General features: G+C 70.6%; 12 protein-coding genes, 2 tRNA genes and 1 other RNA gene. 11 read left to right on the top strand and 4 right to left on the bottom strand.

Features of this window, described 5'->3' with window-relative positions:
- Nucleotides 1-37: 37 nt before the first annotated feature.
- Nucleotides 38-745: a purine-nucleoside phosphorylase gene (deoD, locus tag ACFHWU_RS07735; protein WP_416590178.1), complete on the bottom strand. Its 708-nt coding sequence runs from the start codon at nt 743-745 to the stop codon at nt 38-40.
- 90 nt (nt 746-835) lie between these two features.
- On the opposite strand from deoD, the gene ACFHWU_RS07730 reads away from it, so the two are divergent.
- Nucleotides 836-925 (top strand) — tRNA-Ser (locus ACFHWU_RS07730).
- Nucleotides 926-1,003: 78 nt separating this feature from the next.
- Here the strand turns inward: ACFHWU_RS07730 and ACFHWU_RS07725 are convergent.
- Entirely contained in the window at nt 1,004-1,285 is a 282-nt protein-coding gene (locus ACFHWU_RS07725) for a hypothetical protein (protein WP_416590177.1), read from the bottom strand.
- A 115-nt stretch (nt 1,286-1,400) separates the two neighbouring features.
- Complete coding sequence (locus tag ACFHWU_RS07720; protein WP_416590176.1) at nt 1,401-1,619, bottom strand: hypothetical protein; 219 nt, start codon at nt 1,617-1,619, stop codon at nt 1,401-1,403.
- Nucleotides 1,620-1,948: 329 nt separating this feature from the next.
- On the opposite strand from ACFHWU_RS07720, the gene ACFHWU_RS07715 reads away from it, so the two are divergent.
- Nucleotides 1,949-2,491 (top strand): hypothetical protein, encoded by a 543-nt coding sequence (locus ACFHWU_RS07715; protein ID WP_416569251.1) that lies wholly within the window; start codon nt 1,949-1,951, stop codon nt 2,489-2,491.
- Nucleotides 2,492-2,684: 193 nt separating this feature from the next.
- On the opposite strand, the gene ACFHWU_RS07710 is transcribed toward ACFHWU_RS07715, so the two are convergent.
- Nucleotides 2,685-2,769 (bottom strand) — tRNA-Ser (locus ACFHWU_RS07710).
- Between the two features lie 87 nt (nt 2,770-2,856).
- On the opposite strand from ACFHWU_RS07710, the gene ffs reads away from it, so the two are divergent.
- From ffs to ACFHWU_RS07665, 9 genes are all read left to right on the top strand, one after another.
- Nucleotides 2,857-2,947: signal recognition particle sRNA small type (gene ffs / locus ACFHWU_RS07705), an RNA gene on the top strand.
- A 109-nt stretch (nt 2,948-3,056) separates the two neighbouring features.
- Nucleotides 3,057-5,438, top strand: a complete 2,382-nt coding sequence (locus tag ACFHWU_RS07700; RefSeq protein ID WP_416590198.1) for a DNA polymerase III subunit gamma and tau — start codon at nt 3,057-3,059, stop codon at nt 5,436-5,438.
- A gap of 137 nt (nt 5,439-5,575) precedes the next feature.
- Entirely contained in the window at nt 5,576-5,884 is a 309-nt protein-coding gene (locus ACFHWU_RS07695; protein ID WP_416556621.1) for a YbaB/EbfC family nucleoid-associated protein, read from the top strand.
- A gap of 10 nt (nt 5,885-5,894) precedes the next feature.
- Nucleotides 5,895-6,488, top strand: a complete 594-nt coding sequence (recR, locus tag ACFHWU_RS07690) for a recombination mediator RecR (protein ID WP_416590175.1) — start codon at nt 5,895-5,897, stop codon at nt 6,486-6,488.
- A gap of 238 nt (nt 6,489-6,726) precedes the next feature.
- Nucleotides 6,727-8,388: an ABC transporter substrate-binding protein gene (locus ACFHWU_RS07685; RefSeq protein WP_416556607.1), complete on the top strand. Its 1,662-nt coding sequence runs from the start codon at nt 6,727-6,729 to the stop codon at nt 8,386-8,388.
- Between the two features lie 140 nt (nt 8,389-8,528).
- A complete protein-coding gene (locus tag ACFHWU_RS07680) occupies nt 8,529-9,533 on the top strand; it encodes an ABC transporter permease (protein WP_282232636.1) in 1,005 nt (334 codons plus the stop codon).
- Nucleotides 9,534-9,612: 79 nt separating this feature from the next.
- Nucleotides 9,613-10,584 (top strand): ABC transporter permease, encoded by a 972-nt coding sequence (locus ACFHWU_RS07675; protein WP_416556608.1) that lies wholly within the window; start codon nt 9,613-9,615, stop codon nt 10,582-10,584.
- A 3-nt stretch (nt 10,585-10,587) separates the two neighbouring features.
- Nucleotides 10,588-11,586, top strand: coding sequence for an ABC transporter ATP-binding protein (locus ACFHWU_RS07670; protein ID WP_416556609.1), 999 nt, complete (start codon nt 10,588-10,590; stop codon nt 11,584-11,586).
- Nucleotides 11,583-12,674, top strand: coding sequence for an ABC transporter ATP-binding protein (locus ACFHWU_RS07665; RefSeq protein ID WP_281552757.1), 1,092 nt, complete (start codon nt 11,583-11,585; stop codon nt 12,672-12,674). The genes ACFHWU_RS07670 and ACFHWU_RS07665 overlap by 4 nt, the downstream gene beginning before the upstream one ends.
- Nucleotides 12,675-12,682: the final 8 nt, after the last annotated feature.

Genomic DNA, 12,682 nt, shown 5'->3' with positions numbered 1-12,682 from the left:
GGCGGCCCGCCGGTATCGTCGGCCGAACCCGGTGGCGTCAGGCGATCGCGGTGTCCAGTGCGATGCGTACCATCTCGCTGAAGGTCTGCTCCCGGTCGTCCGCGCTCATCTTCTCGCCGGTACGGATGTGGTCGCTCACGGTGAGGATGGTCAATGCGCGGGCCCGGAACCGGGCGGCGATGGTGTACAGCGCCGCAGACTCCATCTCGACCGCCAGCACCCCGTAGTCGGCCAGCGTGTCGTACAGGTCCGGCCGGTCCGTGTAGAACGAGTCGGCGGCCAGGACCGGGCCGACCCGCAGGTCGACACCGTGCCGGTGGGCCGCGTCGACCGCCGTACGCAGCAGACCGAAGTCCGCCACCGGGGCGTAGTCGACCAGCCCGGCGAACCGCACCCGGTTCATGTTCGAGTCGGTCGACGATCCATTGGCCGCGATCACGTCCCGCAGTTGCAGATCCTCGGCCAGCGCGCCACAGGAGCCGACCCGGATCAGCGTCCGGACCCCGTACTCGTTGATCAGCTCGTGGGCGTAGATCGACGCCGACGGCATGCCCATTCCCGACCCCTGCACCGACACTCGCGTCCCGGCGTATCGGCCGGTGAAGCCGAACATGCCGCGCACGTTCGAGTAGCAGGTGGCGTCCTCGAGGAAGTTCTCGGCGATCCACTTGGCCCGCAGCGGGTCCCCGGGCATGAGGACCCGCTCGGCGATGTCGCCGGGCTTGGCTCCGATGTGCGTGCTCATGGCCATGATCCTGCCAGTGTGGCCGGCGCTGCCCGCGCTCGGGCGGCACCGCCGTGACGGTCGGCAGGCGCTTCAGGTAGCCTACTCGGCGGTGGTGTGTCCGAGTGGCCTAAGGAGCACGCCTCGAAAGCGTGTGAGGGTTCACGCCCTCCGCGGGTTCAAATCCCGCCGCCACCGCCACTGAGCAGGCAACCATCCTGCTAGTTGAACGCCCGGCAGGTCCGCGAGGATCGGCCGGGCGTTTCGGCGCACCGGTCCTCATCGGTCGGCGATCAGCTCGACGACGGCGCTGGCGATCCGGTCGATCGCCGCAGAGTCGGCCAGCAGGGCGTCGACCCGCTCGTCAGCGGCCGGTTCACCACCGGGTGACCGGTCCATCTCCTCGGCACCCGTGCCGGCGGCGAACTCCTCGAGCAGCCGGCTCTTCCCGACGCCGGCCTCACCGCCGAGGAAGACCGTCGCGGCGGCACCGCCCGCCGCCTCGGTCAGCAGTCCGGTCAGCCGGGGCGTGCTCCGCGGCGCGGCCGATGAAAGAGCCACCCGCGCCGCCGCGTGCCACATCGTATTCGGTGGCCGATGCCGACTCGGTGGTCACGGAGGATTCCGGTCCGGTCGGCTGGACGCGATGGTGTGCCGTTGCGCTGTGTCGTCTGGGCTAACGACAATCGTCGCGGTCATCCGGCTCCGGAATCGATTCCACGGTACGACGGCGGTCGTCGACGTTCTCGGCCAACTCGTCAGGGTCCGCACCGCCGGCCGCAGCGGCCTGCCGCGCCGCGCCGAACTCGGCGGCGAGTAGTTCGATCATCCGTCGTCGGGTTTCGGCTGGTAGCCCTTCATCTGGCACCGGTCCGCCGGATCGATCGTCGATCATCGAGACCTCAGTGCATCGATGGTCTTCCCTGTCTTCTGTGCTGCAGGTCTGACTGACGTGACCTGACCCGGCGGCTGGGTCCGATGCTGATACTCCAGGCGAAGAGCTGTGCGAACGCTGCTGGCCGGTCCCATGCCGGTAGCAGCGACGAAATCTGCTGAGTAGGCTCATGAACCGCTACGCTCCATCGACGCGACACGCCGGAGACGGTCAGCTGAGACGCATCCGATCAGGTGCCTGCAGTCGCCGGTGGCCCGATCTCGTGAAGCCGGCTGAGAATGGTGGGCTTAAAGTCGACCGGTGTGGAGTGGGGCGAGTCGCGCATGAGGGTGTCGATCTGGTTAGCCGTCGGCGGTGCGCTGCTGGTGCCGGCTGCGGCTCTCACCAGGGCGGCTGGGTACCGGTCCCTGGGCGATGGCGCATCGAGGGCGGCGACCAACGCAGAGTTGTTCGATCTGGCGGCGGTGCACCATCGGACCGCGTGGTGCGCCTTGCTACTGGCGAGTATGGGCGTGACCGCCGCACTGGTCGGCCTGCTGCTGCTGACCGGGCCCGGCGAGGTGGTGGCCAATCCTCGGTTGCTGGGCTGGGCGGTGGTCAGTGTGCTGATAGCTGGCTACCTCTGCTGGCTGGCGGTCCAGGCGTTCCTGCCCACCGACGGGCTCCAGGAGCTCATCGTGGCGGATGCCGTGCCGACGCAACGGCGGGTTCTCGCGCTGGTCGAGAGTGCTCGGACGTACCCCTACCCGGTGATCGGTCGCACCGGCGGGCTAGCGGCGACGGCCTGGGCCGCCGTACATGTGTGGGTTGTGGCGCGACTGCCAGTGGTGCACCGATTCCGCCGCAGACCAGGTAGCGACCCTTGCCATTGAACCTCGGCAGGCGTAGCCGCTCGACCAGGCAACGGGGTCTCCTGCGACACAGGCCATTCGCGGAATGATTCTGAACGTCGGTGGCTGACCTCGTCGTGTAGCAGCAGGGAGCGTCCCAGACGCCGAGGCGTGCGAACGCCGCTGGCCGGTCCCGTCTCGGGACCGGCCAGCGGCGTTGTGGCTGCTCAGTGAGCGGAGGATACGAGATTCGAACTCGTGAGGGTGTGAACCCAACACGCTTTCCAAGCGTGCGCCCTAGGCCTCTAGGCGAATCCTCCGCCCGACACGATACAGGCTGCGGACGTGGCGGTCAGCACGGGCCGGGGTCGCCGACGGCCGCCCACCGCCCGGGGTACAGTGGGGCCAACCCCTCGTGCGGCGTGCATCTCGTGAACCTCCCCAGGGCCGGAAGGCAGCAAGGATAAGCGAGCTCTGGCGGGTGCACGGGGGGCCTTTCGTCTCCGGGCCGGCCGGGGGACCTGCCCCCGGGGTGGCGGTCGCCGGCCCGCCCGCGCAGAATGGCTCCCGGCGTGGAACCCTGCCTGGTCGGAAGGAGGCGGTGAGGGTGGCACTGGCGCTCTACCGCAAGTACCGGCCGAGGACGTTCGCCGAGGTCATCGGCCAGGAGCACGTCACCGAGCCGTTGTCGCAGGCGTTGCGGACCGGGCGGCTCAACCACGCGTACCTCTTCTCCGGGCCGCGCGGGTGCGGCAAGACCTCCAGCGCCCGGATCCTGGCCCGCTCGCTCAACTGCGAGCAGGGGCCGACGCCGGAGCCGTGCGGCAAGTGCGACTCGTGCCGCGCCCTGGCCGCCGACGGCAGCGGCTCGATCGACGTCATCGAGATCGACGCGGCCAGCCACGGCGGCGTCGACGACGCCCGTGAGCTGCGCGAACGCGCCTTCTTCGCGCCGGCCAGCAGCCGGTTCAAGATCTACGTCATCGACGAGGCGCACATGGTCTCGTCGGCCGGCTTCAACGCGCTGCTCAAGCTGGTCGAGGAGCCGCCGGACTACGTCAAGTTCATCTTCGCCACCACCGAGCCGGAGAAGGTCCTCGGCACGATCAAGTCGCGGACCCACCACTACCCGTTCCGGCTGATCCCGCCGGGGGTGCTGCGGCCGTACCTGGAGCAGCTCTGCTCCGCCGAGGGTGTCAAGGTCGACCCGGCGGTCTTCCCGCTGGTGGTGCGGGCCGGCGGCGGTAGCGCCCGGGACAGCCTGTCGGTGCTCGACCAGCTGATCGCCGGTGCCGGCCCGGAGGGGGTCAGCTACCCGCGGGCGGTGGCCCTGCTCGGCGTCACCGACAGCGCACTGCTGGACGAGATGTGTGACGCCCTCGCCGCTGGCGACGGTGCCGCCGCCTACGCAACCGTCGACCGGGTCGCCGAGGCCGGGCACGACCCCCGCCGGTTCGCCTCCGACCTGTTGGAGCGGTTGCGGGACCTGATCGTGCTGCAGCAGGTGCCGGACGCGGTCAGCAAAGGGCTGATCGACGGGCCGCCCGACCAGATCGACCGGATGACCGCCCAGGCCGAGCGGCTCGGCCCGGCGACCCTGTCACGGTGCGCCGACACCGTGCACAACGGCCTGGTGGAGATGCGCGGCACCACCGCGCCCCGGCTGCTGCTGGAGCTGGTCTGCGCTCGGATGCTGCTGCCCGGGGCCGAGGAGTCGACCGGGGCGCTGCTGCAGCGGATGGAGCGGATGGAGCGTCGGCTGGCAGCCGGCGTACCAATGGCTGCTGCTGCGCCGGTGGCCTCCGCTCCCGCCGCCGCGCCGACCGCCGGCCCCGCCGTGGCACCGGCCGGACCACCAGCCGCCGCGCCGCCTCCCGCTGAAATGCCGGCCGCGCCGCCGGCGGTTGAGCGACCACCGGCCGCCGCGCCGGCCGTACCGCCGGAAGCGGTGATGCCCGACCCGGCCGTCGCCGAGCCGCAGCCGGCCCCGGCCGCGCCGGGCGCGCTCGACGCGGCAACCGTCCGGCGGTCCTGGGACCAGATCCTCGCCATGGTCGGCAACCGGAGCAAGCGGGCCGCCGCGGTGGTCCGCGAGGCGACGGTACGCGAGGTCGACGGTGACGTGCTGGTGCTCACCTTCCGGCACAGCGTGCACGCCACCATGCTGTCCGCCTCGCCGGACCTGCTGCTCGAAGCCATCTACGAGACGCTCGGGGTTCGGTGGCAGATCCGCTGCGAGACCGCCGGTGCGGCGTCCGGTCCGGCCCGGGCCAGCTCGGCCCGGTCGGGCCCGGTGCCACCCGCCGCCGGCCCACCTGCCAACGGTCCGGCCACCGCCGGCCCGCCGGCCGCCACCCGGTCGGCTGCGGCCAGCGCCGCCCGCGCGGCGGCTTCGGGTAGCGGGGCTGCCGGCCGGCCGGGTGCGAGCCGCCCCGGTGGTCGCCAGCCGGCCGGCGGCGGTGACGACTCCGACTGGCCGGAACCGGCCCGACCGGGCGGCGGCAACGCCCCGCCGGTGAACGACGGCCCGTCCGGTGGTGGCCCACCGCCGGGCGGCACCAGGCAGGCCGCTAACGGTGCCCGACCGGGTGGTGGGGGCGCGTCCACCGGCCCTGGGCCGGGGCACCGGCCGGCACCGGCGCAGCAGAGCGGCCCGGGGCAGCAGAACGGCCCGGCGTCGCGGTCGGTCGGTCGGCCGGCGACCGCGACGGCTGGCCGACCGGCACCGTCGGCGGGGGGCGGTGTCTGGGCCGACGGGTCGTCCGCCGAGGAGCCGCCGTACGACCCGGACTACGACGGGCCGGTGCGGTCCGGCGCCGCGTCCGGGCCGCCGCGCGGCCCCGTCTACGAGGGCTTCGACCCGGGTGACGAGCCGCTGGACGAGGTGGTGGACGAGCAGACCGCCCGGCAGAGCAGCGAGGAGCAGGCGATGCAGTTGCTGCGTCAGGCGCTCGGCGCGGAGAAGATCGGCGAGATCGATTCGCGGTGACCGAGACCGATTCGCGGTGACCAGGTGTGCGGCTTCCGTGCCGGGCGCTGCTGATCCGGCGGGACGGACTAGGCTGGCCACGGTCCGGCCACACTGATCGAAGGAGCGGTGCCGTGCGCCCCGGTGGACAGCCCAACATGCAGCAGATGCTGAAGCAGGCGCAGAAAATGCAGCAGCAGATGGCGACCGCCCAGGCCGAGCTGGCCGAGGCGGAGGTCACCGGCGCGGCCGGCGGGGGCCTTGTCACGGTGACCCTTTCCGGCGTCGGTGAGATCCGGTCCATCAAGATCGACCCCAAGGCGGTGGACCCGGCGGACGTGGAGACGCTGGAGGATCTGGTGCTGGCCGCGGTCCGTAACGGCAACGACGAGGTCCGCAAGCTGACCGAGGAGAAGATGGGCCCGGTCACGGGCGGCCTCGGCGGTCTCGGGCTACCCGGGTTCTGAGCCGCCGCAGATGTACGAAGGCGCTATCCAGGACCTGATCGACGAGCTGGGCCGGCTGCCCGGCGTGGGGCCGAAGAGCGCCCAGCGGATCGCGTTCCACATTCTCTCCGCCGACCCGGCGGACGTCACCCGGCTGGTAACCGCGCTACGCCGGGTGAAGGACCTGGTCAAGTTCTGCACGGTGTGTTTCAACGTGGCGGAGACCGAGCACTGTCGAATCTGCCGCGACCAGCGGCGCAACGACGACGTGCTGTGTGTGGTCGAGGAGCCGAAGGACGTCGTGGCGATCGAGCGCACCGGTGAGTTCCGGGGACGCTACCACGTGCTCGGTGGGGCGATCAATCCGTTGGAGGGAATCGGCCCGGACAACCTGCGGATCCGGGAGCTGATGCTGCGATTGGGCTCGGGGACGGTCAAAGAGCTGATCCTGGCCACCGACCCGAACACCGAGGGCGAGGCGACCGCGACCTACCTTGCGCTGCTGGTGAAGCCGATGGGGATCGCGGTGTCCCGGTTGGCCAGTGGCCTGCCGGTCGGCGGCGACCTGGAGTACGCCGACGAGATTACCCTGGGCAGGGCGTTCGAAGGCCGGCGCTCGGTCTGACACCGGGCCGGCGAAACACGCGAAACATGTAACAACTTGGTATAGCTCAATTCTGGACATATCTGACCTATCATCGGCGCTGTAAGGTCCGATCGTCGTTGACGGGACAGTTAAGACACGATCCGGTACCAACCGCGTTCCGGCTGGTTTCCGGTCGCGCCGAACGCCGGCTATGGTCTCGCCATCGGTGACCCCCGTCACTACGTTGTCCGTACCCAAAGGACGAGGTGAAGCACCCATGCGTGCACCCAGGCCGAAGGCCGCCATCGCGGCCGTCGCGGTCGCGGCGCTTGCCCTAGCCGGCTGCGCCGAGAGCGAGCGTGACGACTCCGGCGATTCCAGCGATGCCACCCTGGTCTTCGGCGTAGCCGGTGACCCGAAGGTCCTCGACCCCAGCTTCGCCAGCGACGGCGAGTCGCTGCGGGTGGCCCGGCAGATGTTCGAGACCCTGGTCCGTCCCGAGGAGGGCGGTACGGCGATCACACCCGGTCTGGCCGAGAGCTGGACCCCGGACGAGTCCGGCACGGTGTGGACGTTCAAGCTGAAGTCCGGCGTCAAGTTCCACGACGGCACCGACTTCAACGCCGAGGCGGTCTGCGTCAACTTCGACCGCTGGTACAACGCGACCGGCCTGATGCAGAGCCCCGACGTCACCGCCTACTGGCAGGACGTGATGGGCGGCTTCGCCAACAACGAGAGCGAAGACCTGCCGGAAAGCCTGTTCGAGTCGTGCACCGTGGTCGACGACACCACCGTGGACCTGGCCTTCACCCGGGTGTCCAGCAAGATCCCGGCGGCCCTGATGCTGCCGTCGTTCTCCATCCACTCGCCGACGGCGCTGCAGGAGCACAACGCCAGCGACGTGACCGGCAGCGCCGACGACATCTCCTACCCGGCGTACGCGTTGGAGCACCCCACCGGCACCGGGCCGTTCAAGTTCGACAGCTGGGACATCGCCAACAAGACCCTCACCCTGGTCCGCAACGACGACTACACCGGTGAGAAGGCGAAGGTCAAGACGCTGATCTTCCGGACCATCTCCGACGAGAATGCCCGTAAGCAGGAGCTGCGCAACGGCGGCATCCAGGGCTACGACCTGGTCGGCCCGGCCGACGTGCAGCCGCTCAAGGACGACGGCTTCAACGTGCTCACCCGTCCGGCGTTCAACGTTCTCTACCTGGCGATGAACCAGCAGGGCAACCCGGCGCTGGCCGACATCCGGGTCCGGCAGGCGATCGCCCACGCGCTGAACCGTCAGGCGCTGGTCGACTCGAAGATGCCGCCGGGTGCCGAGGTCGCCACCCAGTTCGTCCCGCCGACCGTCGAGGGCTGGAACTCCGGCGTCACCACCTACGACTACGACGTGGCCAAGGCCAAGGAGCTGCTGGCCGACGCCGGCCACTCGGACCTCACGCTGCGGTTCCACTACCCGACCGAGGTCACCCGGCCGTACATGCCGAACCCGAAGGACATCTTCGAGCTGCTCGCCGCCGACCTGCGGGAAGCCGGTATCACCGTCGAACCGATCCCGCTGAAGTGGTCGCCGGACTACCTCAACGCCACCACCTCCGGCAACGCGCACGACCTGCACCTGCTCGGCTGGACCGGTGACTACGGCGACGCGTACAACTTCATCGGCACGTTCTTCGACCGGCCCAAGGACGAGTGGGGCTACGACAACCCGGACCTGTTCGCCAAGTTCGCCGAGGCCGACGGCACCGCGGACATCGAGGCCCGCTACGAGCTTTACAGGGGCATCAACGCCGAGATCATGGAGTTCCTGCCGGGTGTGCCGGTCTCGCACTCCCCGCCGGCGATCGTCTTCGCCGAGGACGTGATCGGGGTGCAGGCCAGCCCGCTCACCGACGAGCGGTTCGCCACCGCCGAGTTCAAGTCCTGAAATCCACGAGTGCACTAGCGAAAATCCACGAGTGAACTAGCGAACGGAACGAGGGCGGGCGTCGGCCGCCACCCGGGCCACCAGTCCGGGTGGCGGCGGCGCCCGCCCACGCGACCCTCCACACCCCCTGCCGAGGCACCGTGTTCCGCTTCATCGTCCGACGACTGCTCCAACTCGTACCCACGCTGTTCGGCCTCTCCTTGCTGCTGTTCATCTGGCTGCACCGACTGCCCGGCGGCCCGGAGTCCGCGATCCTCGGTGAACGCGGCACCCCGGAGATGCGCGCGGCGATCCGTCGCAACCTCGGGCTCGACGAGCCGATCCTGATCCAGTACGGCCGGTTCATGAAGCGGCTGCTGCAGCTCGACCTCGGCACCTCGATCTCCACGAAACGTGAGGTCACCACCGAGTTCCTGCAACGCTTCCCGGGCACCGTCGAGCTGACCGCCGCCGCCATGCTGATCGCGATCGGCGTCGGCATCCCGCTCGGCTACCTGGCCGCCCGCCGCCGCGGGACCCTGCTCGACCACGGATCGGTCGCCGGATCGCTGATCGGCATCTGCGTCCCGGTCTTCTTTCTGGCGTACGTGCTGAAGGCGATCTTCGCGGTGAACCTCGGCTGGTTCCCGTCCAGCGGCCGGCAGGACCCCCGCATCGACGCCACCCGGGTAACCAACTTCTTCGTGCTGGACGGACTGCTGACCCGGGAGTGGGATGCCTCGCTCAACGCGCTGTGGCACCTGGTGCTGCCAGGGTTGGCCCTGGCCAGCATTCCGCTGGCGATCATCGTCCGGATCACCCGGGCCAGCGTGCTGGAGGTGCTCGGCGAGGACTTCGTCCGTACCGCCCAGGCCAAGGGCCTGACCGGCCGGGTGATCCGCCGCCGGCACGTGCTGCGCAACGCGATGCTGCCGGTGGCCACCAGCATCGGCCTGCTCACCGGTGGGCTGCTGTCCGGTGCGGTGCTCACCGAGACCGTGTTCGCCTTCGGCGGCATCGGAGCGTTCGTCGCCGACGCCATCAGCCAGCGGGACTACCCCGTACTGCAGGGCTTCATTTTGATCATCGCGTTGGTCTACGTACTGGTGAACCTGTTGGTCGACATCTCCTACACCTTCATCGACCCGAGAGTGCGGGTCCGGTGAGCGGGCGGTTGACCGGTAGTACGGGGTGGACAGGACTGCGGCGAGCGTGGCCCGCAGCCGCGCGGACGGAGGCGGCCCGATGAGTGACCTACTGAGCCCGGGGCGGAAGAAGGCGAAGCTGGACCGGCTCGCCGAGCTCTCCGCGGCGCACGACGACGAGCGCGGTGTCAGCCTCTGGCAGGAGGCGTTCCGCCGGCTGCGCCGCAACCCGGCGGCGATCGTCGGCACCGTCATCCTCGGCGTCTTCCTGCTGGTCGCCCTGGTCGGCCCGTTCCTGGTGCCGTACGATCCGGCGGCGCAGCTGTGGAAGGACGAGATCCGCGAGGCGCAGGCCTTCTACCCGGGGCCGCGCGCGGCCAACTGGTTCGGCGTGGACCACCTCGGCCGCGACGAGTTCAGCCGGATGATCGTCGGCGCCCGGCAGACCCTGCTGGTCGGCGTCGTCGCCACCATGATCGGGCTGACCGTCGGCACGCTGATCGGTGGCCTCGCCGGCGCCGCCGCCGGCCTCGGCGGGCGGTGGGGCCGCTGGGTGGACACCGTACTGATGCGGATCGTCGACATGCTGCTGGCGCTGCCCAGCCTGCTGCTGGCGATCAGCATCGCGGCGCTGCTCGGGGCCAGCCTGACCACCGTCATGATCGCGGTCGGCATGGTCTCGGTGCCGATCTTCGCCCGGCTGCTGCGCGGCTCGATGCTCGCCCAGTCGAACAGCGACTACGTCCTCGCCGCCACCTCCCTGGGGGTCCGGCGAAGCAAGGTGGCGCTGACCCACATCCTGCCGAACTCACTCGCCCCGGTGATCGTGCAGTCCACGCTCACCCTGGCCACCGCGATCATCGAGGTGGCCGCGCTGTCGTTCCTGGGGCTGGGCAACCCGGACGCGTCGATCCCGGAGTGGGGGGTGATGCTGGCCGACGCGCAGCGCTACCTGGACGCCGCGCCCCGGCTGGCGATCCTGCCCGCGCTGGGCATCATCATCACCGCGTTGGGCTTCACCCTGTTGGGCGAGGCGATGCGCGAAGCCCTCGACCCGAAACTGCGGAAGTGAGCCATGGCGCTGCTCGACGTGGATGAACTGGCGGTCACCTTCGCCCGGCGGGGGCAGCGGACCGTGCACGCGGTCGACGGGGTGTCCTTCTCGGTCGACGCCGGTGAGGTGACCGGGCTGGTCGGCGAGTCCGGCTGCGGCAAGAGCGTCACCTCATTGGCCATCATGGGGTTGCTGCCGGCCGGCAAGGGCGTGCAGGTCCAGGGCAAGGCCGCGTTCGACGGCACCGACCTGCTGCAGCTCGATCCCCGGGCGATGCGGGACGTACGCGGCCGCGACGTGGCGATGATCTTCCAGGATCCGCTCTCCTCGCTGAACCCGGTGGTACCGATCGGTGTGCAGGTCACCGAGGTGCTGGTCCGGCACCGGGGAATGCGCGGCGAGGCCGCCCGGCTCGAGGCCGAGCATCTGCTGGACCGGGTCGGCATTCCGGACCCCACCCGCCGGTTGAAGGAGTACCCGCACCAGCTCTCCGGTGGGATGCGGCAGCGGGCGCTGATCGCGATGGCGGTCGCCTGCCAACCCCGGCTGCTGATCGCCGACGAGCCGACGACCGCGCTGGACGTGACGATCCAGGCGCAGATCCTGGAACTGCTCAAGGACCTGGTCCGCGAGTCCGGCACCGCACTGGTGATGATCACCCACGATCTGGGGGTGGTTGCCGGCATGTGCGACACGATCAACGTGCTGTACGGCGGTCGGGTGGTCGAGACAGCCCGCCGCCGACCCCTGTTCGTGGCGCCGCGCCACCCGTACACGGTGGGCCTGCTCGGCTCGATTCCCCGGCTCGACGCGGGCCACGGCCAGCGACTGCGACCCATCCCCGGCTCGGTCCGGGACCTGCTGCCCTGGCTGGACGGCTGTGCCTTCGCGCCGCGCTGCGCCCGCCAGGTGGACGCCTGCCTCGGCGCCGCGCCGCAGCTGCGCCGGGAGCCGGACGGGCACGCGTTCCGCTGCGTCAACCCGCCCGAGACCGACGACACGGTGGAGGCCGCCCGGTGAATGAGCCACTGGTCGAGGTCCGCGACCTCAAGGTGCACTTTCCGATCACCCGGGGCGTCCTGCTGGACCGGGTCGTCGGGCACGTCCGAGCGGTCGACGGGGTGGACCTGCGGATCGCCCGGGGCGAGACGTACGGCCTGGTGGGCGAGTCAGGCTGCGGCAAGTCGACGCTCGGCCGGGCCATCCTGCAGCTGACCCCGCCGACCGGCGGCGAGGTGGTCTTCGACGGAGTGACGTTGAACCGGCTGCCGGCGGCCAAACTCCGCACCATGCGCCGCCGCTTCCAGATGATCTTCCAGGACCCGATGTCCAGCCTGGACCCCCGGCAGAACGTCGAGTCGATCCTCGTCGAAGGGCTGCAGGCGCACGACATCGGCGCCGACCGCACCGAGCGCCGACGAATTGTCGGCGAAGCGCTCGACGCGGTCGGCCTGCCCCGCTGGGCGCTGTCCCGCTACCCGCACGAGTTCTCCGGTGGCCAACGGCAACGGATCGGCATCGCCCGCGCGCTGGTCCTCGGTCCGGAGCTGATTGTCGCCGACGAACCGGTCTCCGCCCTGGACGTGTCGATCCAGGCCCAGGTGATCAACCTGCTCGACGAGCTGCAGATCGAACGCGGCCTCACCTACCTGGTGATCGCCCACGATCTGGCGGTGGTCCGCCACATCTCGGACACCATCGGGGTGATGTACCTCGGCGCGCTGGTCGAGGAGGCACCCGGGGACCAGCTCTACCGCGAGCCGCTGCACCCGTACACCCGGGCGTTGCTGTCGGCCGTGCCGGTGCCGGACCCGGAGGTGGAGGACCGCCGGGAGCGGATCCTGCTGGCCGGGGACCTGCCGTCGCCGGCGAACCCGCCGGCCGGCTGCCGATTCCACACCCGGTGCCCGTGGGCGCAGCCGACCCGCTGCGCCGACGAGCGGCCCGTGCTGCGCGAGATCGGCCCGTCCCGGGTGGCCTGCCACTGGGCCGAGCAGATCGCCGCCGGGTCGCTGCGCCCACACCGGACGAGTCCGGAAGCGGTCGCCCCCGCCGGTGCCGGCACCGCGCCGGCCACCGTCTCCGCCCCGCACGAACCGCTGCCGTAGCCGTTCGC

It is taken from the genome of Micromonospora sp. LOL_015 (assembly GCF_048060275.1).
In the GTDB taxonomy this organism is placed as follows: Bacteria; Actinomycetota; Actinomycetes; order Mycobacteriales; family Micromonosporaceae; genus Micromonospora_E.
This window is presented reverse-complemented; position numbering and strand designations above follow the sequence as displayed.